General features: G+C 64.3%; 26 protein-coding genes and 1 riboswitch. Of the genes, 10 read left to right on the top strand and 16 right to left on the bottom strand.

Annotation, left to right across the window (positions count from 1 at the left end; all coding sequences use genetic code 11):
- Positions 1–2: 2 nt before the first annotated feature.
- Together BQ4888_RS03590 and BQ4888_RS03585 are read left to right on the top strand one after the other, a co-directional pair.
- On the top strand, positions 3–284 hold the full coding sequence (locus tag BQ4888_RS03590; RefSeq protein ID WP_092053791.1) for a MoaD/ThiS family protein: 282 nt from the start codon (positions 3–5) through the stop codon (positions 282–284).
- The gene (locus BQ4888_RS03585) at positions 281–958 is read left to right on the top strand and encodes a HesA/MoeB/ThiF family protein (protein WP_092053788.1); all 678 of its coding nucleotides are present in this window, start codon (positions 281–283) and stop codon (positions 956–958) included. The genes BQ4888_RS03590 and BQ4888_RS03585 overlap by 4 nt, the downstream gene beginning before the upstream one ends.
- A gap of 18 nt (positions 959–976) precedes the next feature.
- Here BQ4888_RS03585 and BQ4888_RS03580 read toward each other — a convergent pair whose 3' ends face one another.
- Both BQ4888_RS03580 and BQ4888_RS03575 read right to left on the bottom strand, forming a co-directional pair.
- Positions 977–1351 (bottom strand): type II toxin-antitoxin system RelE/ParE family toxin, encoded by a 375-nt coding sequence (locus BQ4888_RS03580; RefSeq protein WP_092053785.1) that lies wholly within the window; start codon positions 1349–1351, stop codon positions 977–979.
- On the bottom strand, positions 1348–1632 hold the full coding sequence (locus BQ4888_RS03575) for a type II toxin-antitoxin system Phd/YefM family antitoxin (RefSeq protein ID WP_092053783.1): 285 nt from the start codon (positions 1630–1632) through the stop codon (positions 1348–1350). The genes BQ4888_RS03580 and BQ4888_RS03575 overlap by 4 nt, the downstream gene beginning before the upstream one ends.
- A 215-nt stretch (positions 1633–1847) precedes the next feature.
- Here BQ4888_RS03575 and BQ4888_RS03570 point away from each other — a divergent pair, with 215 nt between their 5' ends.
- The 5 genes from BQ4888_RS03570 (at position 1848) to BQ4888_RS03550 (ending at position 7587) form a co-directional block, all read left to right on the top strand.
- Positions 1848–2840 (top strand): NAD(P)H-quinone oxidoreductase, encoded by a 993-nt coding sequence (locus BQ4888_RS03570; protein ID WP_092053780.1) that lies wholly within the window; start codon positions 1848–1850, stop codon positions 2838–2840.
- A gap of 247 nt (positions 2841–3087) precedes the next feature.
- A complete protein-coding gene (locus BQ4888_RS03565) occupies positions 3088–3768 on the top strand; it encodes a winged helix-turn-helix domain-containing protein (protein WP_092053777.1) in 681 nt (226 codons plus the stop codon).
- Positions 3755–5119, top strand: coding sequence for a sensor histidine kinase (locus BQ4888_RS03560; RefSeq protein WP_205748041.1), 1365 nt, complete (start codon positions 3755–3757; stop codon positions 5117–5119). The genes BQ4888_RS03565 and BQ4888_RS03560 overlap by 14 nt, the downstream gene beginning before the upstream one ends.
- 33 nt (positions 5120–5152) lie before the next feature.
- Positions 5153–6556 carry a DegQ family serine endoprotease gene (locus BQ4888_RS03555; protein WP_092053775.1) on the top strand — a complete coding sequence of 468 codons (1404 nt, stop codon included), beginning with the start codon at positions 5153–5155 and terminating at the stop codon, positions 6554–6556.
- 11 nt (positions 6557–6567) lie between these two features.
- Complete coding sequence (locus tag BQ4888_RS03550) at positions 6568–7587, top strand: radical SAM/SPASM domain-containing protein (RefSeq protein ID WP_170232944.1); 1020 nt, start codon at positions 6568–6570, stop codon at positions 7585–7587.
- A gap of 209 nt (positions 7588–7796) precedes the next feature.
- Here the strand turns inward: BQ4888_RS03550 and BQ4888_RS03545 are convergent, their stop codons facing one another.
- From BQ4888_RS03545 to BQ4888_RS03535, 3 genes are read right to left on the bottom strand one after another with little or no spacing between them, the layout of a single operon-like run.
- Positions 7797–8225, bottom strand: coding sequence for a macro domain-containing protein (locus BQ4888_RS03545; RefSeq protein WP_092053771.1), 429 nt, complete (start codon positions 8223–8225; stop codon positions 7797–7799).
- The gene (locus tag BQ4888_RS03540; protein WP_092053768.1) at positions 8222–8521 is read right to left on the bottom strand and encodes a hypothetical protein; all 300 of its coding nucleotides are present in this window, start codon (positions 8519–8521) and stop codon (positions 8222–8224) included. The genes BQ4888_RS03545 and BQ4888_RS03540 overlap by 4 nt, the downstream gene beginning before the upstream one ends.
- A gap of 3 nt (positions 8522–8524) precedes the next feature.
- A complete protein-coding gene (locus BQ4888_RS03535) occupies positions 8525–8764 on the bottom strand; it encodes a hypothetical protein (protein WP_092053765.1) in 240 nt (79 codons plus the stop codon).
- A gap of 313 nt (positions 8765–9077) precedes the next feature.
- On the opposite strand from BQ4888_RS03535, the gene BQ4888_RS03530 reads away from it, so the two are divergent.
- Positions 9078–9509, top strand: coding sequence for a universal stress protein (locus tag BQ4888_RS03530; RefSeq protein WP_092053763.1), 432 nt, complete (start codon positions 9078–9080; stop codon positions 9507–9509).
- A gap of 83 nt (positions 9510–9592) precedes the next feature.
- Here the strand turns inward: BQ4888_RS03530 and tatA are convergent, their stop codons facing one another.
- The 10 genes from tatA to fdnG form a co-directional block, all read right to left on the bottom strand.
- On the bottom strand, positions 9593–9784 hold the full coding sequence (tatA, locus tag BQ4888_RS03525; RefSeq protein WP_092053761.1) for a twin-arginine translocase TatA/TatE family subunit: 192 nt from the start codon (positions 9782–9784) through the stop codon (positions 9593–9595).
- A gap of 64 nt (positions 9785–9848) precedes the next feature.
- Positions 9849–10364 (bottom strand): molybdopterin-guanine dinucleotide biosynthesis protein B, encoded by a 516-nt coding sequence (gene mobB, locus BQ4888_RS03520; protein ID WP_092053759.1) that lies wholly within the window; start codon positions 10362–10364, stop codon positions 9849–9851.
- 19 nt (positions 10365–10383) lie between these two features.
- Positions 10384–11601, bottom strand: coding sequence for a molybdopterin molybdotransferase MoeA (locus BQ4888_RS03515; protein WP_092053757.1), 1218 nt, complete (start codon positions 11599–11601; stop codon positions 10384–10386).
- Entirely contained in the window at positions 11568–12305 is a 738-nt protein-coding gene (locus tag BQ4888_RS03510) for an energy-coupling factor ABC transporter ATP-binding protein (RefSeq protein WP_092053756.1), read from the bottom strand. Before BQ4888_RS03510 ends, BQ4888_RS03515 begins: the two co-directional genes overlap by 34 nt.
- Before the next feature lie 3 nt (positions 12306–12308).
- Positions 12309–12995 carry an ABC transporter permease gene (locus tag BQ4888_RS03505; RefSeq protein ID WP_092053753.1) on the bottom strand — a complete coding sequence of 229 codons (687 nt, stop codon included), beginning with the start codon at positions 12993–12995 and terminating at the stop codon, positions 12309–12311.
- 12 nt (positions 12996–13007) lie between these two features.
- Entirely contained in the window at positions 13008–13808 is an 801-nt protein-coding gene (locus BQ4888_RS03500) for an ABC transporter substrate-binding protein (RefSeq protein WP_092053751.1), read from the bottom strand.
- Between the two features lie 75 nt (positions 13809–13883).
- A riboswitch (molybdenum cofactor riboswitch) is annotated at positions 13884–14002 on the bottom strand.
- A 22-nt stretch (positions 14003–14024) separates the two neighbouring features.
- Positions 14025–15446 carry a formate dehydrogenase accessory sulfurtransferase FdhD gene (fdhD, locus tag BQ4888_RS03495; RefSeq protein WP_092053748.1) on the bottom strand — a complete coding sequence of 474 codons (1422 nt, stop codon included), beginning with the start codon at positions 15444–15446 and terminating at the stop codon, positions 14025–14027.
- A gap of 58 nt (positions 15447–15504) precedes the next feature.
- Positions 15505–16725 carry an NrfD/PsrC family molybdoenzyme membrane anchor subunit gene (gene nrfD / locus BQ4888_RS03490; protein WP_092053746.1) on the bottom strand — a complete coding sequence of 407 codons (1221 nt, stop codon included), beginning with the start codon at positions 16723–16725 and terminating at the stop codon, positions 15505–15507.
- Positions 16722–17588, bottom strand: a complete 867-nt coding sequence (locus tag BQ4888_RS03485; RefSeq protein ID WP_092053743.1) for a 4Fe-4S dicluster domain-containing protein — start codon at positions 17586–17588, stop codon at positions 16722–16724. The genes nrfD and BQ4888_RS03485 overlap by 4 nt, the downstream gene beginning before the upstream one ends.
- The gene (gene fdnG, locus BQ4888_RS03480) at positions 17585–20590 is read right to left on the bottom strand and encodes a formate dehydrogenase-N subunit alpha (RefSeq protein WP_092053922.1); all 3006 of its coding nucleotides are present in this window, start codon (positions 20588–20590) and stop codon (positions 17585–17587) included. Before fdnG ends, BQ4888_RS03485 begins: the two co-directional genes overlap by 4 nt.
- 395 nt (positions 20591–20985) lie before the next feature.
- Between fdnG and BQ4888_RS03475 the strand changes: the two genes are divergently transcribed.
- Together BQ4888_RS03475 and BQ4888_RS03470 are read left to right on the top strand one after the other, a co-directional pair.
- Positions 20986–22377 (top strand): sigma-54-dependent transcriptional regulator, encoded by a 1392-nt coding sequence (locus BQ4888_RS03475; protein ID WP_092053740.1) that lies wholly within the window; start codon positions 20986–20988, stop codon positions 22375–22377.
- Positions 22374–24335, top strand: a complete 1962-nt coding sequence (locus tag BQ4888_RS03470; RefSeq protein WP_092053738.1) for a sensor histidine kinase — start codon at positions 22374–22376, stop codon at positions 24333–24335. The genes BQ4888_RS03475 and BQ4888_RS03470 overlap by 4 nt, the downstream gene beginning before the upstream one ends.
- A gap of 66 nt (positions 24336–24401) precedes the next feature.
- Here the strand turns inward: BQ4888_RS03470 and BQ4888_RS03465 are convergent, their stop codons facing one another.
- Positions 24402–25568 carry a cytochrome-c peroxidase gene (locus BQ4888_RS03465; RefSeq protein WP_092053735.1) on the bottom strand — a complete coding sequence of 389 codons (1167 nt, stop codon included), beginning with the start codon at positions 25566–25568 and terminating at the stop codon, positions 24402–24404.
- Positions 25569–25677 lie beyond the last annotated feature (109 nt).

Raw genomic sequence — 25677 nt, 5'->3', positions numbered from 1 at the left:
CCGTGGTTCAGGTCAGCTTCTACAGCCTGCTGCGGCTGCTGCTCAAGCGCGAAACCCTGGTGCTCCCCTGGACGCCGGGACTCGACGTGCGGCAACTGCTGACCCGGGTCCAGGCCGAAATTCCCACTCCCTTTCTCGATAAGCTGCTCAACGCCGACGGCACGCTCATCCCTGGCACCATCATTCTGGTCGATCGCCACAACATCCACCATCTCGACGGCTTGCAAACGCTGATCCCCGACGGCGCGACCGTCGCCCTCTTTCCGCCGGGGGCGGGGGGATGAGCGGCAACCCTTCGCAGCGCTACGCCCGGCAGTTGCCGGTATGGGGGGAGCAGCGTCAGCGGCGCCTCGCCCGCAGCACGGTGCTGGTCGGCGGCGTCGGCGGACTCGGCGCCACCGTCGCCCAACTGCTCGCCCGCGCCGGGGTCGGCCGCCTCTATCTGGTCGACGACGGCAGGGTCGACTGGCCCGATCTCAACCGGCAGACCCTGTACGGCGAGGGGGACATCGGCCGGGCGAAGCTCTCCGTGGCCGCTGAACGGCTGGCGGCGATCAACTCGACGGTGGAAGTCATCCCCCTGACCGGGCGCATCGACGAGGCGTTTGCCCTTCCGGCCGGTATCGAGGTCGTGGCCGATTGCCTCGACAACTGGCCGAGCCGCTTCGCCCTGCATCGGGCCGCGCCGGTCGGCGTCTGGTTCGTTCACGGTGCCGTGCAGGGGGAGCAGGGGCAGGTACTCACCCTCAAGGTCGGCGCCTCCCAGCCGCTGGCGCGGATTTTCGCCGGGCTGGCGCAGCCGCCGGGCTCGTTGCCGGTGACCCCGGATGGCGCGGCGATTATCGCCGGCCTGATGACCAACGAAATTTTCGCCGTTCTCGGCGATGCGCCGAAGCTTCTCGACCGCATCCTGGTGGTGGGGCTGGGGGATTTGCACTCGGCGTTTCTGGAGGTATGACCGTCCTTTGGCTTCCCTTCAGTCCGGCCAGTGTCCGGAGAGATCGAAGGAGAGCTGGCGGTGGTGGCGGATGGCGAGCAGGAAGATGTCCCGTTCGCGATGGGCGTAGAGGAGCAGGTAGTCGCCGCGAAGCACTTCGCGCAGGCTGGTCTCCGGACCCAGGCGGCGGCGCAGCTGTTGGGTTCGGACTTGGGTTTCGCGGCAGGTCGGCGGATGGTGAAAGAAATCGGCGCCCATCTCGGGGAAGCGCTCAAGGGCCGGGAAGACTTCGGCAAAGAGGTCGTCGAGCAGTTCGGCAAAGACTTGGGTGGCGTCGACCTCGCGCAGAAAGGCTTCGATGCCGTCGAGATTGCGCGAAAAATTGCCGGTGACGCGCAGGGTTGCCGGGGTCACCGGTCCCGTCCGTACCGGCTCTTGAGCTCGGCCACCGTCAGCAGATTGCCCGCCTCCACATCGTCCCACCCCCGCGCCGCCTCATCCAGCAACCCCAGGTGAATATTCTCCCGTTCCAGCCGATGATAGTAATCGAGGCGCCGGGCATCGATCAGGGCCACATAGGCCTTGCCATTGCGGGTGATGATTTTCTCGCGACCGGCACAGGCGTCTTCGGCCAGTTCGGTCAGCCGTGCCCGCATTTCCTTGAGCGGCACGATATCCTTGCTGGTAATAGGCATCCTTCCCTCCGTGAAAAAAGTTACCCTTAAACATTAATCGATTTGTATAACTTAGGCAATGTTCGATAGGCACGCCCCGGACAAACCATCACGGGGACCGTCCTCTTTCTCCTTGCAACCGATTCTGAATTCCCTATAATCGATACGTTGTTTTATTTGCCAGGAAACCCCATTCGGCGGTTTTTCCGCACTTACATTTTACAAGGAGAGAGTTTATGCGCGCAGTGGTGATGGATGGTTTTGGCGGCGTCGAAGTGATGCGGGTCGATGAAGTGCCCAAACCGACGCCGAAGGAGAATGAAGTTCTGATCAAGGTCGCGGCGACGTCGATCAACCGCCCCGACCTGGTGCAGCGGGAAGGGAAGTATCCGGCCCCCCCCGGCGATTCGGAAATCCTCGGTCTGGAGGTTTCCGGCATCATCGAGTCGGTCGGCTCGGCGGTGAGCGAGTGGAAGCCGGGCGACCGGGTGCTGGCTCTGGTTGGCGGCGGCGGTTACGCCGAATACGCGGTGGCCTACGCCAATCACGTCATGCCGATGCCGTCGTCGATGAGCTTCGAGGAAGCGGCCTGCGTTTGCGAATCGTACATCACCGCCTTTCTCAACGTCTTCATGATCGGCGAGCTGAAAAACGGCCAGACTGCCATCCTTCACGGCGGCGGCGGTGGGGTCAACACGGCGGCCCTGCAACTGGCCAACGCCCTGACCCCGCAGGTGAAGAAGATCGTCACCGCCCATCCGAGCAAACTGGAGCGGGTCAAGCAACTCGGCGCCGATCTCGTTATCGATTACACCATCACCCCGGACTTCTCCGACGCGGTCAAGGAGTTCACCAGCAAGAAGGGGGTCGATCTGATTCTCGATCACGTCGGCGCCAAGTATCTGGCCCCGAACATGAATTCCCTTGGCTACAAGGGGAAGCTGGTGGTCATCGGCGTCATCTCCGGGATCAAGGCCGAGCTCAACCTCGCCCTGATGATGGTCAAGCGTCAGCAGATCATCGGCTCGGTGCTGCGCAGTCGGCCGGTTTCGGAAAAAGGGGAGATCATCGCCGAGTTCATCAAGCGCGCCCTGCCCAGCTTCGCCGACCGGTCGATCGTGCCGATCATCGAGAAGGTCTTCCCCATCGACGAGGTGGCCGCGGCCCATCGCATGATGGAAGAAGACAAGCATTTCGGCAAAATTGTCCTGAAGATCGCCGACCTGTAAAATCCCCGTGGCAAAACGCCGCCCCCGCGTTGAATCAGCGCGGGGGCGGTGATAATTCCCACCGCCATCCCCTCCCGCTTCGCCTTCTCAGCAACCTTTCCAAATTGTAATCTTCCGGCAAACTCCCGGTAACGGGGGATGCGTAGAATGATCCCAGGTCAGCAAGCTTCGCGGTGCCCCGCGGTTGCTCGTTGGTCCCCTTGCGGCTACAATGACCAATGCCTATCTTGGATGAAAACGAGGAATCATGCGTATTCTGATTATCGAAGACGACGCCGAGACGGCGGCTTATCTGGTCAAGGGCCTCAGCGAGAGCGGCCATCGCGCCGAGCGCGTCGGCGACGGAAAGGACGGGCTCTTTCGGGCGCTGGAAGAGGATTTCGACGCCCTGGTGGTCGACCGCATGCTGCCGGGGCTCGACGGCCTGGCCCTGATCCGTTCCCTGCGGGCGGCGGGCAGGAAGACCCCGGCGCTCTTTCTTAGCGCCCTCGGCGAGGTCGACGACCGGGTCGAAGGGTTGCGCGCCGGCGGCGACGACTATCTGGTCAAGCCCTTCGCCTTTTCCGAACTGCTCGCCCGCCTCGAAGCTCTGATCCGCCGGGGGGAGGGGGAGCAGGCCCCGCGCACGCTGCTCAAGGTCGCCGACCTGGAGATGGATCTGCTGACCCGCACGGTGCGCCGCGCCGGGCGCAACATCGAACTGCAACCCCGGGAGTTTCGCCTGCTCGAATACCTGCTGCGGCACAGTGGCCAGGTGGTGACCCGCACCATGCTGCTGGAGAGTGTCTGGGATTATCATTTCGATCCGCAGACCAACGTCATCGACGTGCACATCAGCCGGTTGCGGAGCAAGATCGACAAAGATTTCGAAGGACCGCTGCTGCACACCGTGCGCGGCGCGGGATACGTGCTCCGTGCCGAAGCCTAGGCTGCTGGCGAGCAGCACCTTCCGCCTGGCCGTGCTCTACATGGCCCTCTTCGGCACTTCGGTGCTGCTGCTGCTCGGCTTCATCCACTGGTCGACGGCGGGCTACATGGTACGCCAGACCGACGCCGCCATCGAGGCCGAGGTGGTGGGGCTGGCGGAACGCTACGACCGCACCGGCCTGCCGGGACTGACCGCGCTGATCTCCGAGCGCATGGCTCGGGAGCCGAACGGCCCGGTGATCTATCTGCTCGCCGACCGCCGCCTGCATCCGCTCCTCGGCAATCTGAGCCGTTGGCCGCAGGGGGAGGAACCTCGGGCCAGCTGGCTGAGTTTTCGCCTGGAAGAGGACCGGGGCGCCGCGAAGAAGGGGCACGTGGCCCGGGCGCGGCTGTTCAAGCTGGAAGGGGGATTGAATCTGCTGGTCGGGCGGGATGTGCACGAGCTGGAGAAGATCCAGCAGCTGATCGTCTCGACCCTGGCCTGGGGGCTGGCCCTCACCGCCGTTCTCGCCCTGGTCGGCGGCGCCCTGCTCAGCCGGGGCTTTCTGCGCCGAGTCGAGAGCATCAACGACACCTGCCGCGAGATCATCACCGGCGATCTCTCCCGGCGCATTCCCGTGAGCGGCGCCCAGGACGATTTCGATCAGCTGGCGGGCAATCTCAACGACATGCTCGACCGGATCGAGGCCCTGATGGCCGGGGTGCGCCAGGTCTCCGACAACATCGCCCACGATCTGCGCACGCCCCTGGCGCGCCTGCGTAATCTGCTGGAGACGCTGCGCGGCCAGACCCAGGAGGAGCACAATCGTGAGCTGCTCGAACGGGCGGTGTCCGAAGCCGATGGCCTGCTGACCACCTTCAAGGCGCTTTTGCGTATCGGCCAGGTCGAATCGGGAAGCCGCCGCGCCGGTTTTCAGGAGGTCGATCCGGCCGAGCTGCTGCGGGACGTCATCGAATTCTACGAACCGCTGGCCGACGAGAAAGAGCAGCACATCGAGACCCATCTGCTTTCCGCCCCGAAGCTGCGCGGGGACCGTGACCTGCTCTTTCAGGCCTTCGCCAATTTGCTCGACAACGCCATCAAGTACACCCCGCCCCAGGGACGCATCTGGGTGGCCCTGAGCGGAACGCGAGTGATCGTGGCCGATAACGGGCCGGGCATCCCGCCGGAAGCCCGGGACAAGGTCTTGCAGCGCTTCTATCGGCTGGAAGAAAGCCGCTCCACCCCCGGTAACGGCCTCGGCCTGGCGCTGGTGGCGGCGGTGGCGCAGCTGCACAACGCCCGCATCCGGCTCGAAGACAACGAACCGGGGCTGAGGGTGATTCTCAATTTTCCGGAAACGAGCGGATAGCCGCACATCCAACCACGCACCACGGAGGAACCCATGAAACATCGTCCGGCACATTTCATCATCCTGCTCTTGTCCCTGCTGCTGAGTCTGCCCTTTTCCGGGCTGGCCGCGGCTCCCCCCGATTTCGTCGTGCTCGCCAAGGAACTGAAACCGGCGGTGGTCAACATCAGCACCGCGCAAAAGGCCAAGCAGCAGCAGCGGCGGCCGATGCAGCCGCGCAGTCCTTTCAACCCGCACAACGACTTTTTCGACGATTTCTTCAATCGCTTCTTCGAGGGGATGCCGCAGGGTCCCAGCCAGAAACAGGCTCTCGGTTCGGGCTTCATCATCTCCAAGGACGGCTACATCATGACCAACGACCATGTCGTCAACGGCGCCGACACGGTGACGGTCAAGCTCTCCGACGGCCGCACCTTCGACGCGACCATCAAGGGGCAGGATGAAAAGCTCGACCTGGCGCTGCTCAAGATCGAGACCAAGGAAGCCCTGCCGGTGGCGGCGCTGGGGGATAGCGACAAGCTGGAGGTCGGCGAGTGGGTGATGGCCATCGGTAACCCTTTCGGCCTGGAACAGACGGTGACCGCTGGAATCGTCTCGGCCAAGGGGCGGGTGATCGGTGCCGGGCCTTACGACGACTTCATCCAGACCGACGCCTCGATCAACCCCGGCAATTCCGGCGGCCCGCTCTTCAACAGCGACGGCCAGGTCGTCGGCATCAACACCGCGATCATCGCCGGCGGCCAGGGAATCGGTTTCGCCACCCCGGTGAACGCCGCCAAGGACATTCTTGATCAGCTCAAGGAAACCGGTCATGTCACCCGGGGCTGGCTGGGCGTCAGCGTGCAGCCGATGACTGAAGAACTGGCCGACTCCTTCGATCTCGAGGAGGCCAAGGGGGCGCTCGTCGCCGAAGTCACCGCCGATTCGCCGGCCGGGCGGGCCGGGGTCAAGCGCGGCGACATCATCGTCCGCTACGACGGCTCGGAAGTGAACGAAACCAAGGATCTTCCCCGGCTGGTGGCGGCGACGCCGGTAAACAAGACGGTCGAGCTCGGCATTCTCCGTGACGGCAAGGAAAAGACCCTGAAGGTCAAGATCGCCAAGCTGGAGGATGGCCAAAGCGCGGTGGTAGAGGGGGAAGAAGACGGCGAGCCGGGACAGCTCGGTCTGTCCCTCTCCAATATCTCCCCGGAACTGGCGGCGCGCCTCGGCCTCCAGGGGACCGATGGGGTGCTGATCAATGCCATCGATCCCAACGGCTCGGCGGCCGTCAGCCAGCTGCGGCGCGGCGACGTGATTCTCGAAGTCAACGGCAAGGCGACCCCGAATGTCGCGGCTTTCAAGTCCGCCGTGGGTAAGGTGAAGAAGGGGGATACGCTGCGTCTGCTGGTACAGCGCGGTGAATCGGTCCTTTACACCACGCTCAAGGCCGATTGATGAAGGCGGGGATGGAACCAGCCGCGCGGCGGATCTGCGCCCATCCCTTCATCTGGTGCGAAATCCATCCCGATGGGTCGGTCTTCGGCTGCTGTCCGGCTTGGCTGAAGACCCCCATCGGGAACCTGTTCGAACAATCCCTGGCGGAAATCTGGAACGGCCCCGCCGCGCGGGGTCTGCGCCGCAACATCCTCAACGGCACCTTTCATAATTGCAGCCGCAAGCGCTGCCCGCGTCTGGCTTCCGTCGCCCCGCCGGTCATGGCCCTGGCCGAAGTCGCCGACCCGGAGCTGCGCGCCGCCCTGGAACGGGGCCAGGTCCAACTCCCCTTCGGTCCGAAAATCCTCAACCTCTGTTTCGATCCCCGCTGCAACCTGAGCTGCCCGTCTTGCCGCCGCTCGCCGGTCTTCCTCGATGCCGCCGGGCGGGAGCGGGTCGATCTCCTCGCCCGACGCATCGTCGAGCAGGCCGCGCCTCACGCCGAGGAACTGATCGTTTCCGGTTACGGCGATCCTTTCGGCAGTCCCGGCTACCGGGAGCTGCTGACCGCGATCACCCGGCGCAGCTGGCCGCACCTGCGTCGGGTGGGCCTGCACACCAACGGTCAGCTCTGGGACGCGGCCGCCTGGGCGGGACTCGCCCACCTGCAGCCGCTGGTCACGGCGGCGGAAATTTCCATCGATGCCGCGACCGCCGAGACCTATACCGAAAACCGCCGGGGCGGCGATTTCGACCGTCTGCTGCGCAACCTCGACTTCATCGCCACCCTTGCCATCCCTCTCAAGTTCAGTTGCGTCATCCAGCGCAACAACTACCGGGAGCTCCCCGCCTTCGTCGACCTGGCCCGCCGTTACGGCGCTGCCGTCTATTTCAGCCGCCTGGTCAACTGGGGAACCTTCGACCGCGCCGAATTCGCCCGCCGCGCCGTGCATCTTCCCGACCACCCCGAACACGAAGAACTGTGCGCCATCCTTCGTCAACTCGACGGCCTTGTCGACGTCGATCTCGGCAACCTGCGGCCGCTGCTGTGAAATTGCCATCTGAGCGTCTTTTGGGGGTGAGGGGGGGCAATATGATATGAACGCGGATGGGGATCGAGAAGGAAGCGAGTATGGGCAGGGAAAGTGGAGCGGATCGTAAAATTGATCTGGTCTATTTTTCTGTGTTTTGCCGCAATAGTAGCTTTGTAATGGGCGACCCCGGTTGATGCGGTTCCTTTTCGCTCACCGCATCCTACGGACTAGGAAGAGTGGATGACCCAAAAACGTTCATCGAAATATTTATTCAGAATCGGTCGGACTTCTTGCCATTGCAGACCGCCGCCCCCGCAACCGGGGCGGGGCACCACCACGCGCGACCAGCCACGGGCATCGGCCAGGGTCAGCAATTCGGCGCAGGACCGCTCGATCCGGCCGAGGCCAGGAACCTCGAATGGTGAGTCTTCCACCGGAAAACTGACCAGTCCGTGCGCCAGTTCGTAAACCTGGTTGCCCCCTTGCCGGAGGAGTTGTCCGAGTTGTCGGGGCAGCTCCGGAAAGCGATCCCGCGCCTGGCGAGCGCATCCCCGGAGCATGATACATTCCCCTCGGGGGGAGACCAGGGCGCCGGTGGTGACGCAGATCGGCGCTTGCCCGAGGTAATCCCACAGGTCGCCGATAGTCTCCCTCACCGCGCCATCCCCAGAATACCGCGCATCGTTTCGAGCAGACAGCGAAAGACCTCTTCGCGGGTGGCGATGCAGCGGGGCAGGTCGTGGTTGAGAAGTTCTTCGAGGCGGTGCAGCACCGTGCCGTCGTCGCTGCCGAGTTCGTCCATCACCTTCTCGAACATGGGGATGATCTCGTAGAGATCGTCCCGGTCGAAGGGGGTGGGGTCGGGCAGCCCGGCGAATTTGGACAGCTCGCGGGTCTCCTTCTTGCGGGGATAGCGGTATTGCAGATCCGATGGTTTGATGGCGAGGCCCATGGTCTATCCGCACGAGCCGCCACAGCCGCGGCAGGCATGGTGAACTGGAACCGGGTCTTTGCCGCCGTGCCGGGCGAGAAAGCCGGTGAGGCTTTCGGCGTCGACGAACCAGCGTTCGCCAACTTCGCGGCCGACGATGAGCTTGCGCTTGATGTGCATATAGACGCTGATCGAGGTGGTGTGCAGGGCGCGTGCCGCTTCTTCGATGGGAATCAGAGGGGTGTTCTCGCGGGCGACGGACATGGCGGTCTCCTTTCGAGGGTGGGGAAGACAGGTTGACTTCCCCTTTTGCAGAGAGCAGGCCAACCTTTCATCCTCGCTTGACAGGAGGAAATGTCTTGTAAATTCAGTGATTTGCCGCAATGTAGTGGCCTTTATGAGGGCCGCTGAACTGACTGCGGCTGCTGCTGGAACAGGCGCGGAAGGGGGGCGCTGCCAAAAAAACAGTCAGATGGGGGGCGGAAAAAACCTCGGCAGGTTGGATTGACAGGGGGGGGAACCCGACTATGCTGGGGAAAAATATCCCCGATATCCGGATTTGAACAGGGAGGACATCATGGACGAACCAAACCGGAAAATTCTTGTGGCCTTTGACGATTCCCCCGCGTCGCACAAAGCCTTTGATCTGGCCTTGGATTTTGCCCGCAGCCGGGAAGGGAGTGGGATTGTCGTGCTGTCGGTGGTGCAGGTGCCGGATCTGATTGATGTCTCGATGGATCTCGAACCGATCATCAATGCCTCCCGAACCAAGCTCGAAGCCGCCCAGGAGGCGCTCAAGGCCAAGGCCGCCGCGTTTGGGGTGGAGATCGTCACGGATTGCGTGGTCGGTCATGCCGCCGAGACGGTCGTCGACTATGCCGAACAGAGTGGCGTCGACATGATCGTTCTCGGCAATCGCGGACGCACTCGCATCGCCGAGTGGTTGCTCGGTTCTGTTTCCCATCAGGTCGCCGCTGAGGCGCGCTGTACGGTGACTATCGTTAAGTAAGACATCCCGGAAATCTCCGCAAACAACAAGAGCCACCCCAAATCGGGGTGGCCCTTGTTGTTCAAGCTCTGCTGCCATCCTTTTTAAATTTTCGGAGGTTTGGTCTCCTCAACGATCCGGGCTTCCTCGATTTCGATGTCGTCCTTCATCCCTTTTTTGAAGTTGCGCAGGCCGCTGCCGAGGGCGCTGCCCACCTGGGGAAGTTTCCCGGCGCCGAAGACGATCAGCACCAGCACGAGAATGATGAGCATTTCCTGGGTTCCAAGTCCGAACATGGGGGGCTCCTTAGGGAGGAAAAAGGCTAAAGGAAAAAGGATAAAGGGGGTCAGTGGTTTGGCTTCAGTCTTCAGCCTTCAGCCTTAACTCCTTAATAACAAAATTAACGATGGCCGCAGCGTCATTGAGATCGAGGACCGGGACGTCGAGTTCCAGCGGTTCGTCGCTGGCGACCGCGACCAGGGTCGGGTCGTTTTCCTCGCCTCGGCAGATGAGAGTGGCGCTGCGTTCCTGGCGGTGGATTTCGATCTTCGGCAGGCCGCTCTTTTTGAAACCTTCGGTGACGATCAGATCGACATCGCTGAAATAGGTGTCGAGCAGTTCTTCCAGGGGGGGCGAGGCGGCGTGCTGCTTGACCAGCGCCAGCTTGGCCGGGGAACTGATGAGCATGGTGTCGGCGCCGGCGGCGGTGAGGCGATGGCTGTCCTTGCCGGGATGGTCGATGTCGAACTGGTGGGCGTCGTGCTTGATGACGCCGACCCGGTAGCCGCGGACTTTAAGCTCTGCGATGACTTTTTCCAGCAGGGTGGTCTTGCCGGTTCCCGATTTGGCGACGAAGGAGATGGCTTTGTGCTTCATGAAAGCTCCAGGCTAGGGTTCAGGCTTCGGCCGGGGCGAGTTCCGGCTCGAAAAGGTGGATGTCGACGGTCTCTCCGGCGGCGAAGTTCTCCCGCTCGGCGGGGAGGACGGCGACGCCGTTGGCGTGCAGCAGGGTGCTGAGGATACCGGTATTCTGGTCCCCGGCGCTGATCGCTGTCAAGTGGCCGTTGACGCGGCCGACCCGCACCCGCAGAAAATGCACCCGTCCGGCCTTCTTGGCGACCGGCGCTTGCAGGGTCGCCTGCAACAGCGGCCGCAGCACCTGGCGGTGCCCGAGCATTTTCAGCAGCGCCGGACGCACGAAGGTATCGAAGGTCAGCAGGCTGGAGACGGGATTGCCGGGGAGGGAGAAGACCGGTATCTTTCCGGCCAGGCCGAAGGCGGTGGGGCGCCCCGGTTTGATGTCGATCTTCCAGAAAAGCGGCCTGACCCCCAACTCTTCCAGCACCTCGCGGACCAGGTCGCGATCGCCGGCGGAGACCCCGGCCGAGGTGATGAGGGCGTCGGCGGTGAGGCCCAGGCGCAGTTTCTCCCGCAGGCTGGCGTGGTTGTCCCGGGCGATCCCGAGCAGGGCCGGTTCGGCGCCGACTTCGCGGACGGCGGCGGCGAGCGCCCAGGAATTGCTGTCGACGATGGTTTCCGGCGACAGCTCGGTTCCCGGTTCCACCAGTTCGTCGCCGGTGGAGAGGATCGCTACCTTCGGCCGCCGGTGGACGCTCACCCGGGTGCGGCCGCAGCTGGCGAGCAGGCTGATCTCCGCCGGGCGCAGCAGGGTGCCGGCGGCTAGGACGAGGCTTCCGGTGGAAATATCCTCCCCCCGGCGGCGGATATGATCCCCCGGCGTGGCCGATCCTTGCAGGACGACTTCGGCGAGGCCGCCGTCCGTCTCCTCGACGGGGATGACCGTGTCGCCGCCGGGAGGAATCGGCGCGCCGGTCATGATGCGCACCGCGCAGCCGACTGCCACCGCCGGTTCGGCGCGACCGCCGGCGGGGATGTAGCCGGTCACCCGCAGCCGCGCTCCGGGGCGGGCGTCGGCGGCGCGCAGGGCGTAGCCGTCCATGGCCGAGTTGGCGAAGCGGGGCAGATCGTAGGGCGCGGCAAACTCCCGTTCCAGCACCCGTCCCACGGCATCGAGCAGGGGCACGGTCTCCCCGGTCAGAGGGGCGATGTGGGCGAGGATCAGCGCTCGGGCATTTTCGAAGGATTGAGGCATAGGGAACTCCCGGCGACAGCCAGTCGGTGTTGGGTTGAACCGGCAAGGGGGCGGCCGAGAATCCGCCCCTCGGCGAGGCGAATTTCCTCGGCTCCCAGGCGTTGCACCAGGGCGCGGTCATGGCTGGCCATGACCAGCGACAGCCCCTGGTCGCGCAAGCCGGCGAGCAGACCCTCGAAAGCCGCCGCGCTCGATTCGTCGAGGCCGGTGGTCGGTTCGTCGAGGAGCAGCACCCGGGGCTTGAGGGCCAGCGCCCGGGCCAGGGCGACGCGCCGGCTTTCGCCGCCGGAGAGCCGGTTCGCCCGCCGCTCGCCGAAATCCCCGAGGCCGACGGTCTGCAAGGCCCAGAGGGCGCGCCGGTTCCGCTCGCGGCGGGACAGCCCCCGCAGTTTGAGGCCGAAGGCGAGATTGTCCGCCACCGACCCCGAAAGGAGAAAGACGGCCTGGTGAACCAGGGTGATCTCCCGCCGCAGCCGGTAGAGGTGGCGGTTGCTTCCCGGCAAGCTTTGACCGTCGATGCGCAACTCCCCCCGGCTCGGCCGGTCGAGGAGGGCGAGCAGGTGCAACAGGGTGCTCTTGCCCGCGCCATTGGCCCCGGTCAGGGCGTAAAAGCGCCCCGGCAGAAGTTCCAGCCGGTCGATGGCGAGGACCGTGCGGCCCTCCCGGTGATGTTCGATGTCGCTCAGTTCATAGAGGGGCGTCATGCGTTACCTCTGCTGCAGCAGATTGAGAAAAAGATTGACCAAAAGCGCCACGGTCATCAGCACCAGGCCGAGGGCGAGGGCGAAGGCGAACTCTCCCTTGCTTGTCTCCAGGGCGATGGCGGTGGTCATGGTGCGGGTATAGCCGCGAATGTTGCCGCCGAGCATCATCGCCACCCCGACCTCGGCGATAATCCGGCCGAAACCGGCGACGACCGCCGCCACCAGGCCGAAACGCACCTCTACGAAAATCTGGAGCATGGCTCGCAGCGGTCCCGCCCCCAGGGTGAGGGCGGTGGGGAGGATGCGCGGGTCGGCCCCGGCCACCGCCGCCACCGTGTAGTGAGCGACGATGGGCACCGCCAGGACGATCTGGCCGAGCATCATCGCCGCCGGGGTGAAGAGCAGCCCGTGCTCGCCGAAGGGTCCTTGGCGGCTGAGCAGGCCGTAGATGAGCAGGCCGACGACGACCGTCGGCATCGCCATCAGGGTGTTGAGCAGGGTCAGGGTCAGGCGCTTGCCGGGAAATTCCCGCAGGGCGATAACTCCACCCAGGGGGACGGCGACAACCATGGCGGCGAGAATCGCCCCGAGGGAGACGGACAGGGAGGTCCAGACCGTGGTCAGGACCTCCCTGTCCAGACTGAGCAGCAGGGCCAGGGCCGTGCCCAGGGAGTCGCCGAGAAAGTACACGCTGCCTCAGTCTCAGTAGGTGAAGAAGAGCTGTTGGCCGTTGACGGTGAAGCCGGAGATCAGCTTCTGACCTTCCTCCGATAGGAGAAAGTCGACGAAGGCCTCGGCCAGTTTTACCTTGACGTGGGGATGGCGCTCGGGATTGACGACGATCACGCCGTAAGGGTTGAAGAGCCGCTTGTCCCCCTCGGCGACGATACGCAGATCGTTCTTGGCGGCGAAGGCGATCCAGGTGCCGCGGTCGGAGAGGGTGTAGCCCTGGCGCTCTCCGGCCATGGTAATGACCTCGCCCATGCCCAGGCCCGCCTCCAGATACCAGGCGCCGGCCGGTGCGACACCCGCCGCCTGCCACAGTTCTTTCTCCTTGCTGTGGGTGCCCGACAGGTCGCCGCGCGAGACGAAGGGCGCGCCGCTTGTGGCGATCTTCTTCAGCGCCTCGGCGATGTCGGCGTTGCCGAGCACCCCGGCCGGGTCGCTGATCGGGCCGAGCAGCACGAAGTCGTTGTACATGAGATCCTTGCGCTCGACACCGAAACCGGCGGCGACGAACTTCTCCTCGTTGGCCTGGTCGTGCACCATGACCACATCCACATCGCCGGCCTCGCCGAGTTTGATGGCCTTGCCGGTGCCGACGGCGATGACGTCGACCTTGCAGTTCTGGGCTTTTTCAAAAGGGGGAAGGATGGCGGCGAGCAGTCCGGAGTTCTCGGTGGAAGTGGTGGTCGCCAGGCGCAGGCGTTCCTCGGCCCAGGCCGGGGCGACAAGGAGAGAGATGAACAGAAAGAGGGTGAGGACGATACGGAATTGGTGCATGGTGGGTGTCTCCCTGGTTGAAGGATGAAAAAAGCCCTTCCCACAGGGAAAGGGCCTCTGGTCCGACGCCGGGCGTCGGTCAACCGAGGGTCTCCTTTCCAAACGGGAGGCCCGGCCGTTTCCAGCCGAACCCATGGATCGCAGGCCGTGGGGCCGTTCCCGGTAGGCCCTGCGATTCGGAGAAGTCGTCAGTATAAAGATCTTTGCGGATTTTGCCTAGCTCCTTGCGGCGAATTTCCCGCTGACTGCTGTTTCCGTGCTGGCCAGGGCCTGGTCGCGCAGGGCGAAGTATTCCTCCGGGGTGTTGATGTTGCGGAAGGAGAGGCCTTCCGGGTCGATTTTCTTGAGTTCCGCCGCCGCCACTTCAACCACCCGGACCTCGGGGAAGAAGCCGACAATGCGCTTCTTGCCGGCATCGAGCACCGCTTCGATGGCGGGCAGGCAGGATTTGGCATAGCAGGCATGCAGCGGCTCCAGCCCCCATTCGCTGCGGGGGATGACGACCTCGGCTTGCCGGTCGCAGGCGCAGAGGGCGCGGATCACTTCCTCGGAGAGAAAGGGCATGTCGCAGGCGACGACGAAAATCCGTTCGTTGCGGGCATGGCAGAGCCCCGAATGGATCCCGGCCAGAGAGCCCTGCTTGTAGTAGATGTCCGGCTCCTTGCGACAGGGGATGGAGTCGTAGAGTCCCGGCGAGTTGGTGACGATGATGACCTCGTCGAAGAGCTCGTCCAGCAGTCGGTGGATGTGCTCGATGAAGCGCCCGCCATGCCAGGGGAGGAGCGATTTGTCGCTGCCCATGCGCCGCGATTCGCCGCCGGCGAGAATGACGGCGCTGACCCCGGCGATCTTCGCTTTCCGCCTCGGCGCGGCGAGCCCTTCCGGCCGGCTGTAGACCTCGAAGCTCTCCCCGCGCAGATAGCCGATGAGGGTGATGCCCAACTCTTCGCTCATGCGGATCGCCATGTCCGTCGGCGAGGTGCGTGAGGCGATCAAGGGAATGCCGAGGCGCGCGGCCTTGGCGACCATTTCGGTGGAAACCCGGCCCGAGGTGACGAGCAGCTTGCCGGCCAGGTCGATCCCCTTGAAGAGCGCCTCGCCGGCGATGCGGTCGAGGGTGTTGTGCCGCCCCAGGTCCTCGGCGTAGAGGAGCAGTTTTTCGCCGTCCCCCACCGCCGCCGAGTGAATGCCGCCGTGGCTGCGATACTGCTCGGCCCGCTGTTGCAGCTCGCGCATCAGGGTGAAAATCGCCGCCGGGGTGACCCGTTGCCGGTTCGCGGCCGGACGGGGCAGGGTGGCGGAGCCCGTCTGCAGATTGAAGGAGATGCCCGTGCCGCAACCGGAGGTGAGGGTCGGCTGGAGGCGCTCGGGAATCTCCCCCCTCAAGCGCACCTGAGCGGCGCCGAACTCGGCGCAGACGCCGAGTTGAAGAATGTCGTCGAGGACCTCGACAAAACCCTGGTTCCGGAGAAACCCGGCCACCAGAAAATTGAGCTGATGGGGAGAGGCGATCAGGGTCGCCAGTTCGCGCCCATTGACCGTCAGGCGCACGGGAAATTCCTGCGCCACCGGCCGGGCGTCGCCGGTCAGGGCGCCGTTTTTATAGAAGTGAACGGGACGTTGGTTGGCGTGTTCCATGGTCTGATCCTCGGTTCATTTATCCCCTCCCCCGGTCTGGGGGAGGGGAAAGTGACGTCTAGCCGCCGTGGGAGGCCGCCTTGGCTTCGGCCTGCGCCCCTTCGATCTTGCGAAAGCGGTCGGGGATGGTGTAGTCGACCGTCTCCGGGTGGTGTTCGAAGACCGGGAAGTATTTGGCGATCAGCACGAAGAAGAGGATGTGGGCGGCGATGATGCCGACCGTGACCATCGATTCGAGAAAGTTCGGGGCGTAGATCTCCTGTCCCGGCAGAATCATGCCGAACATCGAGACGTTGAAACGGTTGAGAATCAGACCGAAGATCACCAGTCCGGCGGCCCGCAGCTGCATGCCTTTGTCGGAACGGATGCGGTGTTGCAGGAACATCCAGAAGGGGAGCAGCAGGCCGATGACGATCTCGGCGATGAAGAGGGTGGTGAGCACCGGCCGGTCGAAGAAGGGGCCTTCGGCCAGAACGAGCAGGGCATAGAGCTTGACCAGCATGTAGGCACCCATGACCCAGGGGATGATCCGAGTCAGGGTGGCGAGCAGGTCCGATTCGTCCGGCTGACCCATGTAGCGGTGGACCAGGCTCGCTTCGAGAATGACGATGGCAAGCCCGGTGAAGATCGCCGAGAGCCAGAACTGCAAGGGGAGCAGCGGGTTGTACCAGAGGGGGTGGAGCTTGTCGACGGCGATGAGGAAGAAGGTGCCGAGGGTCGACTGGTGCAACGTCGAGATCATCGCCGCCAGGATGGCGAAGGGCAGTTGCAGGTTACGCAGCAGCCGCAGGGGGATGTGCCAGCCGAAGCGCTCCGACACCGGATGGAGAAACTCCAGGAAGAGGACGGTGGTGTAGGCCATGACGCACATGGAGACTTCGAACATGGGCGAATGGACGTTCCAGTTCCAGGGGAAGAGGACGTAAATCCCCCGGTGCGGCTGGCCGAGGTCGAGCATCAGCCCGACGCAGACCAGCGAATAGCCGAGAAAACCGGTGACGATCGCCGGCCGCACCAGCGGTTCGAGCTTGCGGATGTGGAAGACGTGGGCGACCACGCCGATGGTGAAGGCCCCCGCCGCCAGCGGCACGGCGGTGACGACGTCGAAGGAGATCCACAGCCCCCAGGGATAGGTGTCGTTGAGATTGGTGGTCGCTCCCAGGCCGAAAATGAAGCGGATCGCCGAACCGACGGCCGCCAGAAAGACCAGGAAGATCAGGAATTTGATGAAGCGATGATAGCCCTGTATTTCGTTGAGAATCACTCTGGCCGGGGTCATTTCGGGTTCTCCTTATGCTCGTTCGCGGAATCTTCGGTCGCCGTCGGGGCCGTCCCCTGGGCCTCTTCCTGGGCCTTGCGGATGCGTTCCTTGCGGTGCTGGAACCAGGTGATGGCCGAGAGGGTACCGCCGACGCCGATGAAGATGCCGGGGACCAGGCGCAGCGCCTGCCAGGTGTAAGAGGGGAGTGCCCGCATCGTCACCGGCTTGAAGCCAAGCTCGTCGAAGGGGAGGGCGGTGAGGTAGATGACCCCGGTGCCGCCCGCTTCCTCCTTGCCATAGACCTTGGGCAGGTATTTGTCGGGATGGGCGGTGATACGCCGCTCCGCTTCCTTGATCATCTCGCCCCGGGGGCCATAGCTGATCGCCGTCGGGCAGGCGGTGGCGCAGGCCGGTTCCAGCCCTTCCTTGACCCGGCTGTAGCAGCCGGTGCACTTGCGCACCAGGGGAAAGGCCTTGCTCCACTCGTACTTGGGCACGCCGAAGGGGCAGGCGATCATGCAGAAGCGGCAGCCGATGCAGCGCTCCGAATGGTAGACGACCGGCCCTTCCGGGGTCTTCTCGAAGGCGCCGACCGGGCAGACCGAGGCGCAGGCCGGCTCGTTGCAGTGCATGCACATCTCTTTGTAGAAGGCGAACTCGTTCTGCCCGTTTTTCTGGTAGTCGCGGAACTTGATGCGGGTAAAGGTGTGTTCGCTCATCGCCGGTGGATTCTGGTAGCCCTCGCCGGTGAAGAAGGTCGTCTCCTCCGCCGGCAGCTGGTTCCACTGCTTGCAGGCGACCTGGCAGCCCCGGCAGCCGGTACATTTGGTCATGTCGATGAGAAACGCCATATCCTGGGAAAAGTCCTTGCGGCCGCTCATGCCTCAATCCCCCCTTTCTCGATGTTGCACAGAAATGCCTTGTATTCGGGGATCGTGGTGTTGGCGCAGCCGACCGCCGCGGTCAGCACGTTGGCGCTGTCCCCGGTGGCCAGTCCGGCGAAGCCGAAGTGCCAGGGGAGTCCCACCTGTTCCACCATCCGCCCGCCGATGCGCAACGGCTTGATGCGCGAGGTTACCAGCGCCCGGGCCTGGATATGCCCCCGCTCGGAGGAGATGGTCACCATGTCGCCGTTCTTGATCCCCTTCCAGCTCGCCAGCCCTTCGCTCATTTCCACGAACATGTCGGGAACAAGTTCCACCAGCCAGGGGAGGTTGCGGGTCATGGCCCCGGCCTGCCAGTGCTCGGAAACTCGGTAGGTGGTGCCGATGTAGGGGAACTTCTCGCGGTTGCTGAGTTTGGCCGGCGGCCGCACCGCCGGGTTGGTCTGTTGCGAGCAGAGCAGGTTGCCGGTGGGGCTTTCCATCGGCTCGTAATGGACCGGGAAGGGGCCGTCGGCGAGGCCCGCCGCGTAGAGCCGGCCGAAGCCTTCGGCGTTCATGATGAAGGGATAGCGGCCGTCGGGTTTGTTCATCGGCGGCCAAGGACCGTCGGGAACATCCCCTTCCCACTTGCCGGTCAGCTCGTTCCAGGCGATGACCTTGCGCTTGGGATTCCACGGCCGGCCGTCGGGATCGACGGAGGCGCGGTTGTAGAGGATGCGGCGGTTGACCGGCCAGCACCAGGCCCAGTTGTGGTACATCTCCAGACCGGTCGGGTCTTCCTTCCCCCGGCGTTGCATGAGGTTGCCCGCCTCGGTGTAGGAGCCGCAGTAGAGCCAGTTGCCCGAGAGGGTCGAACCGTCGGCCTGGAGCGCGGCGAAAGCCGGCACCTGCTGGCCTTTTTTGTAGAGCTTGCCGTTGATCGCCACGTCGCGGGTGAACTGGCCGTTGATCTCCCGGGCGACCATTTCGATGTCCGGCTCATGGCCGTCGCCGTAGTTCCACGCCAGGTTGACGATCGGTTCGGGAAAGACGCCGCCTTTGGCGTAGAGGTCCTTGAGCCGCCGGTAAAGCTGATCGATGATGAAGGCGTCGCTTTCCGCCTCGCCCGGGGGATCGACCGCCTTGTAACGCCACTGGGCCCAGCGTCCCGAATTGGAAACGCTCCCCTGCTTCTCCACGGAACTGGCGGCGGGCAAGAGGAAGACCTCGGTCTGGATCTCTTTCGGATCGACCCCGGGACGTTTCCAGAAGACGCTGGTGTCCGTTTCCCAGAGGTCGACCGCCACCATCCACTTGAGCTTGGCCAGCCCTTCGCCGATGGCCAGGGAGTCGGGACCGCCGACAATGGGGTTGGTGCCCATGCAGAAGAGGCCGTCGAAGCCCCCCTGCTGCAGGCGATCCATGAGCATGATGAAGGAATAGTTGCCGCTGCGCTTGGGCAGGTAATCGAAGGCGAAGTCGTTGGCCGCCGTGGCCTGATCGCCCCACCAGGCCTTGAGCAGGCTGACGACGTATTTGGGGGTGTTGCTCCACCAGTTGGCGCTCTTCTCGTCGGTCGCCTTGGGGGTGATCTTGGCCAGATAGTCGGCCAGGTCGAGGTCGGTGACTTCCGGCGACTTCAGGTAGCCGGGAATGATGTGGTAGAGCAGGGCCATGTCCGTCGAGCCCTGGACGTTGGCCTCGCCGCGCAGGGCGTTGATGCCGCCGCCGGCGATGCCGATGTTGCCGAGGAGCAGTTGCAGCATGGCGTAGGAGCGCACGTTCTGGGTGCCGTAGGTGTGCTGGGTGGTGCCCATGGCGTACATGATGGTCGCCGCCTTGTCCGGGCGGGCGGTTTCGCACAGGGTCCGGGCGACGGCGGTGAAATCCTGGATCGCCGTGCCGGTGATCTCGCAGACCAGCTCCGGGGTGTACTCGGCGTAATGGGCCTTGAGCAGCTGGTAGACGCAGCGCGGATCTTGCAGGCTCGGGTCGCGCAGCGGCCGGCCCTCGGCGTCGGTCCGGTATTTCCAGCTGGTCTTGTCGTAGCTGAAGGTTTCCTGGGTATAGCCGGAGAAGAGGCCGTCCGCGTAGGCGAAACCATCGTCGATGAGGAAGGAGGCGTTGGTGTAATTGACGACGTAGTCCCGATGGATCAGGTCATTTTTCAGGGCATGGTTGATGATGCCGCCGATAAAGGCGATATCCGTTCCTGGCCGCAACTGGGCGTAGATATCGGCCTTGGAGGAGGTGCGGGTGTAGCGGGGATCGACGGAAATAAGCTTGGCACCGCGATCCATCGCCTTCTCAACATATTTGAAGGAGATCGGATGGTTCTCGGCGGGATTGGAGCCGATGCAGACGATGACGTCGGCATGCTGGATGTCGTTCCAGTGGTTGGTCATTGCGCCGCGACCGAAGGAGGCTGCCAGACCGGCAACCGTGGCGCTGTGTCATATTCGTGCCTGATGTTCGAGATAGGCAACGCCCATGGCCCGGGAGAACTTGCTCCACAGGTAACATTCCTCGCTGTCGAGGGCGGCGCCGCCGAGAAAGGCCATCCCCTCGTTGCGGTTGACGGTGTAGGTCTTGCCGTCGCGGGTCTCGGTCTTGACGAAGTGCTTGTCGCGGGAGTCCTTCATCAGCTCGGCGATGCGGTTCATCGTCCAGTCCCAGGACTTCTCTTCCCACTTGTCGCTGCCGGCGGCCCGGTACTGCACCTTGCTCAGCCGCCGTTCGTTGTTGGCCACCTGGAAGAGGGCGCTCCCCTTGGAGCAGAGCGCCCCCTGGTTGATGGGATGCTCGGGATCCCCCTCGATATTGACGATCTTGCCGTTTTTGGTGTGGACCAGCATGCCGCAGCCGACCGCGCAATAGGGGCAGACGGTGGTGCTCACCTGCAAGCCCTTGGTGCGCAGGTGCGGGGCGTCGGCGCTTGCCTTGGCTTTTTTGCCGCTCAGCGCCAGGGTGCCGGCGGCCAGTCCGCTTCCCTTGAGAAAGTTTCTTCGTGAAATACCCATGACCATCTCTCTCCTTGTGAATGTTTGCCCCCGTCATGAAGACAGGCTCATCATCTCTTGGCAACGCCCGTGCCAAGCCCTTCCCGCCTTTCGACAAACTCTGTTTTCTCAGTCAAAACAGCTAGTAACGTAAACGCTTTGAAAGCCGTTGCGAGCGGGAGACGAGCCTGTCCGCCGGGTCAGGACGACCCAGCCGGGTCATCCTGACCCGCTGCGCGAGGGTGACGGCGGCGAAATGGGGGAGCGGCGAGGTGGCCATTGGCGGCATTGCCGGCGAAGGGAGAGTCCGTTTTCCGGGGGCCGGTGGGGGAGGGACACTTTTACCGTTGGGGATTGCCTTGGATTGTGGCGCTTTTTGCATGTATCATGGGCAAGCCGAGGCAAGGGAGGATTACATGGAAAATCGGATTCTGATCTGTGACGACGAAGAGGGGATGCTGCGCTACCTGGGGAAGATGGTCAAAACCTGGGGCTATGAGGTCGAGACCTTCACCAGTCCGACCCTTTTGGTTCGCCGTCTCGAAGAGACGGACGGGGGCGGCGATCTGCTGCTGCTCGACGTGAAGATGCCGGAGATGGACGGCATCGAGGCCCTGCGCCGGGTGCGCAAGGCCCGCCCCGAACTGACCGTGGTGATGATGACCGGACATGGCACCATCGAGTCGGCGGTGGAGGCGATGAAGCTCGGCGCCTACGATTATCTGACCAAGCCCTTTCCCCAGGAAAAGCTCTTCGCCCTCATCCAGCACTGCCTGGAACGGGAACGGCTGATCGAGGAAAACCAGTCGCTGAAAAAAGAGTTGCGCGAGCGCCAGACGCCGACAGAGCCGATCTTTCGCAGCGCCCGTTTCGGCGAAGTCGTCGAGCTGGCGCGGCAGGTCGCGGACAGCGACTCGAATGTCCTGATCCTCGGCGAGAGTGGCACCGGCAAGGAACTCATCGCCCGCCTCATCCATGACGCCGGTCCCCGGGCCAACCGGCGCTTTCTCGCCGTGAACTGCGCCGCCTTCTCGGAAACGCTCCTCGAAAGCCAGCTCTTCGGCCATATCAAGGGCGCCTTCACCGGTGCCGTCCAGGCGCAGAAGGGGCTCCTCGACGAAGCCCACGAGGGGACCCTCTTTCTCGACGAGGTCGGCGACCTCAGCCCCAGCCTGCAGGCCAAGCTGCTGCGCGCTCTGCAACTGGGCGAGTTCATTCCCGTCGGTGCGACCCGCCCGCGCCAAGTCGACGTGCGCTTCGTCGCCGCCACCAACAAGAACCTCGCCGAAGAGGTGCGCCAGGGGAATTTCCGCGAGGATCTCTTCTATCGGCTCAACGTCTTCGCTCTGGAACTGCCGCCGCTGCGGGAGCGCCCCGAGGATATCGAACCGCTGGTCGAGCACTTTCTCCAGCTGCTGGCACGCAAGTCCCGCCGTCCGCCTAAGGGGGTGACGGCGGCGGCCCTGACCATCATGCGCGGCTACCACTGGCCGGGGAATGTGCGCGAGCTGGAAAATGTCGTCGAGCGCGGGGCGATTCTCGCCCGCGGGGAATACATCGACGTCGCCATGCTCCCCTTCAAGCCGGGCGCCGCTCCCCTCGCCGCCGCGCCCGCTGTCTCCCCTCCCGAAAACGTCGCCCCTCTCGGGCTGCGTGAGGCCGAGCGTCGCGAGATGATCCGGGCTCTGCGCCAGACCGGCTGGAACAAGAGCCAGGCGGCTCTGCTCCTTGGCGTCACCCGCAAGACCATCGACCGCAAGATCAAGGATTTCGGCCTCACTCCCGCCGACCTGGAAGAGCGGCCATGAGGTTAAGTGCCCTCTCCATTCGCGGCAAACTCACCCTGGCGAATTTGGCGCCGCTGCTGGCGGTGCTGCTTCTCGTCTCCTTCGCCGCTTCCTGGTTGCTTGAGGCCTGGGTGGTCGGCGAGGCGCAGAAACAGGTACGCCTCGATTTGAGCGCGGCCCGGGAAATCCTCCGTCACGAAGAGGAGCGGGTCGGGGATCTGGTGCGCCTCACCGCCGGTTCCGCCGGGCTGGTCGAGGCTTTCCGCCGGGGGGATCTGGAGCGCCTCGCCGAGGAGCTGGCGGCCATCCGTACCCGTCAGGGCCTGGATCTTCTCACCCTGAGCGATGCCCGGGGGCGCCTGCTTATTCGCGGCGCCGCCGAGCCGTCCGCTGCCGTTGCGCATCCCGCCCCCCTCTCTCCCCCGGCGGCGCGAGCGTTGCGGGACGGCGCCTATTCCGGGGTGGTCCTGCTCGACAATGAGGCGCTGACCCGGGAAGGCGGCAGACTGGCGGAGCGGGCGCGGGTGGTCGGCGTCGACGGCGGCGAGGAGCGGCGCGGCATGCTCCTTCTCGGCGGGGCGCCGGTGCGCGCCGCCAGCGGCGAACTCCTCGGCGGGCTCTACGGCGGGGTGCTGCTCAATGGCAATCTGCCCCTGGTCGACCGCATCCGCGACATCGTCTACGGCGCCGAAAGTGCCGAAGGAGAAGCGCCGGGGAGCGCCACCCTCTTCGTCGGCGACCTGCGGGTCGCCACCACCGTGCGCCTGCCCGGCGGCGAACGGGCCGTCGGCACCCGGGTTTCGGCGGAAGTCGCCCGGGCGGTGCTGCGCGAGGGACAGAGCTGGCTGGCCCGGGCCCAGGTTCTCGACCGCTGGTATCTGACCGCCTACGAGCCGATCTTCGACCCCCAGCGACAGATCATCGGCGCCCTCTATGTCGGCCTGCTCGAAGCCCCTTTCGACCGGCTGAAAAATCTCGCCCACGCGTCCCTTTTCGGTCTGCTGCTGGTCGGCGGCGGCCTCGGCTATCTCTTCTCCCGGCAGATCGCCGACCATCTCTCCCGGCCCGTGCTGCGCCTGGCCGAGAGCGCCGAGCGGGTCGCCGCCGGGGAGCGGGACATCCGTTTGCCGGTGGCCGGGGAAGACGAGATCGGCCATCTGACCGCCGCCTTCAACCGCATGACCGCCGCCCTGCGCCAGCGAGACGAGGACCTCGGCAATCTCACCCGCGACCTGGAAGATCAGGTGGCGCACCGCACCGCCGAACTGGAGGAAAAAAGCCTCGCCCTGATTAAAGCCCAGGAGGAGTTGCTGCGCAGCGAAAAACTGGCGGCCATCGGTTCCCTCGCCGCCGGCGTCGCCCACGAGATCAACAACCCCGCCGCCATCATGCGTGGCAACGTCGAGATTTTGTTGATGGAAATCCCCCCCGGCGCCGAGGGGCGCGAGGAGGCGGAAGAGATTCTCAAGCAGACCGAGCGGGTCTCGCTGATCACCGCCAATCTGCTGGCCTTCGCCCGAGAGCAGGCGATCCATCCGGCGCCGGTGGACATCCCGAGCCTGATCGAGGAGATCCTCGCCCAGGTCAGTCATCAGGCCCCGCTCGCCGGCGTGCGCATCGAGCGCCGTCTCCCCACCGATCTGCCGCCGGTTATGGGCGACGGCGAGCGGCTGCGCCAGGTCTTCACCAACATCGTCCTCAACGCGGTGCAGGCCATGGACGGGCGGGGCGAACTGAGTCTGGAGGGGAGGAACGAGGGGGGCTTCGTGACGGTCACCGTCCGCGACAGCGGTTGCGGTATCGCCCCGGAGCTGCGGGAGAAGATTTTCAACCCCTTCTTCACCACCAAGAAGCGCGGCACCGGCCTGGGGCTCTCCATCTCCTACGGCATCGTCAAGGCCCACGGCGGCGACATTTCGGTCGAGAGCGCCGAGGGGCGGGGGAGCGGGTTTCATATCCGCTTGCCGCTGGCCGGCTAAATCCATGCGTAAAAAAGCCCCGCATCCAAAGGAAGCGGGGCTTTTGACGACGGATGGACGCTTGTTCTAGTTGAGCGGCGTCATCGGCGGCAGGACGAAGTTTTTCGGTGTCTTATCCTTGTAGCCGTCGCTCAGGGTCATGAGGAAGGCGACCAGGTCCGCTTCTTCCTGGGGCGTCAGGCCGAGATGGCCGAGTTCGTCGCGATTGACGTTTTCGGCCACTTCCGGAGCGGGCCAGGTGCCGTCGCCGGCGGTGTTGTAGAAACGGACGATCTCTTCGAGGGTGGCGAAGTAGCCGTTATGCCCGTAAGGCGGGGTGAGGGCGATGTTGCGCAGGCTGGAAACCCGGAACTTGCCGTTTTCCGCCGGATCGCCCAGGCGACCGCCGAGGCCGTAGTCAACAGGATTTTCGGCGATCAGCGGGTTCATGCTTTTGGGAATCCCCAGGTTGTCGTAGGTGAAGTCGCTGAAGAGGGGCGGCATGATGGTGCCGTCGGGATTGATCGTCGCCGCGCTCGGATGGCAGGCGGAACAAAGCGCCTTGCCTTCATAGAGGGCCAGGCCGTTCAGCTCCTGGGCGGTCAGTTTGGCCTGTCCGGCCAGATAGTAGTCGAACTTGGAATTGAACTTGACGAAGCGGTTGGACTGCTCGAAGACGGCGATGGCCTGGGCGGTCTTGTCGTAGGCGTTCAGTACCTGGACCGGATCGTTGAGGTCGAGGGTGGTCAGGTCGATACCGTAGACCGAGGCGAAGAGCTTGACGTACTGCTTGTAGTTCTTGTTGGCGGGATCGGCGATGGCGGCGATCACCGCGGCTTCGTCGGGCATGGCCATTTCCACGGGATTGAGGAAAGGCCCCTTGGCCTGATCCTTGAGGGTGTCGGCGCGGCCGTCCCAGAACTGGCCGCCGAAATAAAGCCCTTCGGCGTCATCGAAGGCGAAGGGAGGGATGAAGGCGGCGTAGCCCGAGGTCGGTGAATTGCGCCCGCCGTTCAGGGTGATGTCCGAGCCGAGGGAGACCACGCTGTTCCAGGGATCCTGCACGTTCATGGGGTCGGCGAAGCCGGCGGCGGGCAGGTGGCAGCTGGCGCAGGACTGGTTTTGGTTGAGGGAGAGGTTCTGGTCGAAGTAGAGACGTTGGCCGAGGTTTTCCTCAGCGGTGCCGGCCAGGGCGCCGGCGGCAGTGCCGACGAACAGGACGCAGCCGAGCAGGGCGAGCCATTTCTTCTTCATTTGGTGCTCCTTTCGAAAAGGGTGAATAGTGGAATCCATATATAACAGCCTTTGTCGTGATTGCAAGTTCAGACTTGGCAAGTTTTTGATGAGGAGGGTGCCGTCCTGG

The sequence above is a fragment of the Desulfuromonas acetexigens genome (genome assembly GCF_900111775.1).
Classification (GTDB): Bacteria; Desulfobacterota; Desulfuromonadia; order Desulfuromonadales; family Trichloromonadaceae; genus Trichloromonas; species Trichloromonas acetexigens.
This window is presented reverse-complemented; position numbering and strand designations above follow the sequence as displayed.

Excerpts from the sequence above, each read along its gene's own strand:
- BQ4888_RS03585 (WP_092053788.1), top strand. The coding sequence starts at position 281 with ATGAGCGGCAACCCTTCGCAGCGCTACGCCCGGCAGTTGCCGGTATGG.
- BQ4888_RS03575 (WP_092053783.1), bottom strand. The coding sequence starts at position 1,632 with ATGCCTATTACCAGCAAGGATATCGTGCCGCTCAAGGAAATGCGGGCA.
- BQ4888_RS03570 (WP_092053780.1), top strand. The coding sequence starts at position 1,848 with ATGCGCGCAGTGGTGATGGATGGTTTTGGCGGCGTCGAAGTGATGCGG.
- BQ4888_RS03565 (WP_092053777.1), top strand. The coding sequence starts at position 3,088 with ATGCGTATTCTGATTATCGAAGACGACGCCGAGACGGCGGCTTATCTG.
- BQ4888_RS03555 (WP_092053775.1), top strand. The coding sequence starts at position 5,153 with ATGAAACATCGTCCGGCACATTTCATCATCCTGCTCTTGTCCCTGCTG.
- BQ4888_RS03550 (WP_170232944.1), top strand. The coding sequence starts at position 6,568 with ATGGAACCAGCCGCGCGGCGGATCTGCGCCCATCCCTTCATCTGGTGC.
- BQ4888_RS03540 (WP_092053768.1), bottom strand. The coding sequence starts at position 8,521 with ATGGGCCTCGCCATCAAACCATCGGATCTGCAATACCGCTATCCCCGC.
- BQ4888_RS03535 (WP_092053765.1), bottom strand. The coding sequence starts at position 8,764 with ATGTCCGTCGCCCGCGAGAACACCCCTCTGATTCCCATCGAAGAAGCG.
- BQ4888_RS03530 (WP_092053763.1), top strand. The coding sequence starts at position 9,078 with ATGGACGAACCAAACCGGAAAATTCTTGTGGCCTTTGACGATTCCCCC.
- tatA (WP_092053761.1), bottom strand. The coding sequence starts at position 9,784 with ATGTTCGGACTTGGAACCCAGGAAATGCTCATCATTCTCGTGCTGGTG.
- mobB (WP_092053759.1), bottom strand. The coding sequence starts at position 10,364 with ATGAAGCACAAAGCCATCTCCTTCGTCGCCAAATCGGGAACCGGCAAG.
- BQ4888_RS03515 (WP_092053757.1), bottom strand. The coding sequence starts at position 11,601 with ATGCCTCAATCCTTCGAAAATGCCCGAGCGCTGATCCTCGCCCACATC.
- BQ4888_RS03510 (WP_092053756.1), bottom strand. The coding sequence starts at position 12,305 with ATGACGCCCCTCTATGAACTGAGCGACATCGAACATCACCGGGAGGGC.
- BQ4888_RS03500 (WP_092053751.1), bottom strand. The coding sequence starts at position 13,808 with ATGCACCAATTCCGTATCGTCCTCACCCTCTTTCTGTTCATCTCTCTC.
- fdhD (WP_092053748.1), bottom strand. The coding sequence starts at position 15,446 with ATGGAACACGCCAACCAACGTCCCGTTCACTTCTATAAAAACGGCGCC.
- nrfD (WP_092053746.1), bottom strand. The coding sequence starts at position 16,725 with ATGACCCCGGCCAGAGTGATTCTCAACGAAATACAGGGCTATCATCGC.
- BQ4888_RS03485 (WP_092053743.1), bottom strand. The coding sequence starts at position 17,588 with ATGAGCGGCCGCAAGGACTTTTCCCAGGATATGGCGTTTCTCATCGAC.
- BQ4888_RS03475 (WP_092053740.1), top strand. The coding sequence starts at position 20,986 with ATGGAAAATCGGATTCTGATCTGTGACGACGAAGAGGGGATGCTGCGC.
- BQ4888_RS03470 (WP_092053738.1), top strand. The coding sequence starts at position 22,374 with ATGAGGTTAAGTGCCCTCTCCATTCGCGGCAAACTCACCCTGGCGAAT.
- BQ4888_RS03465 (WP_092053735.1), bottom strand. The coding sequence starts at position 25,568 with ATGAAGAAGAAATGGCTCGCCCTGCTCGGCTGCGTCCTGTTCGTCGGC.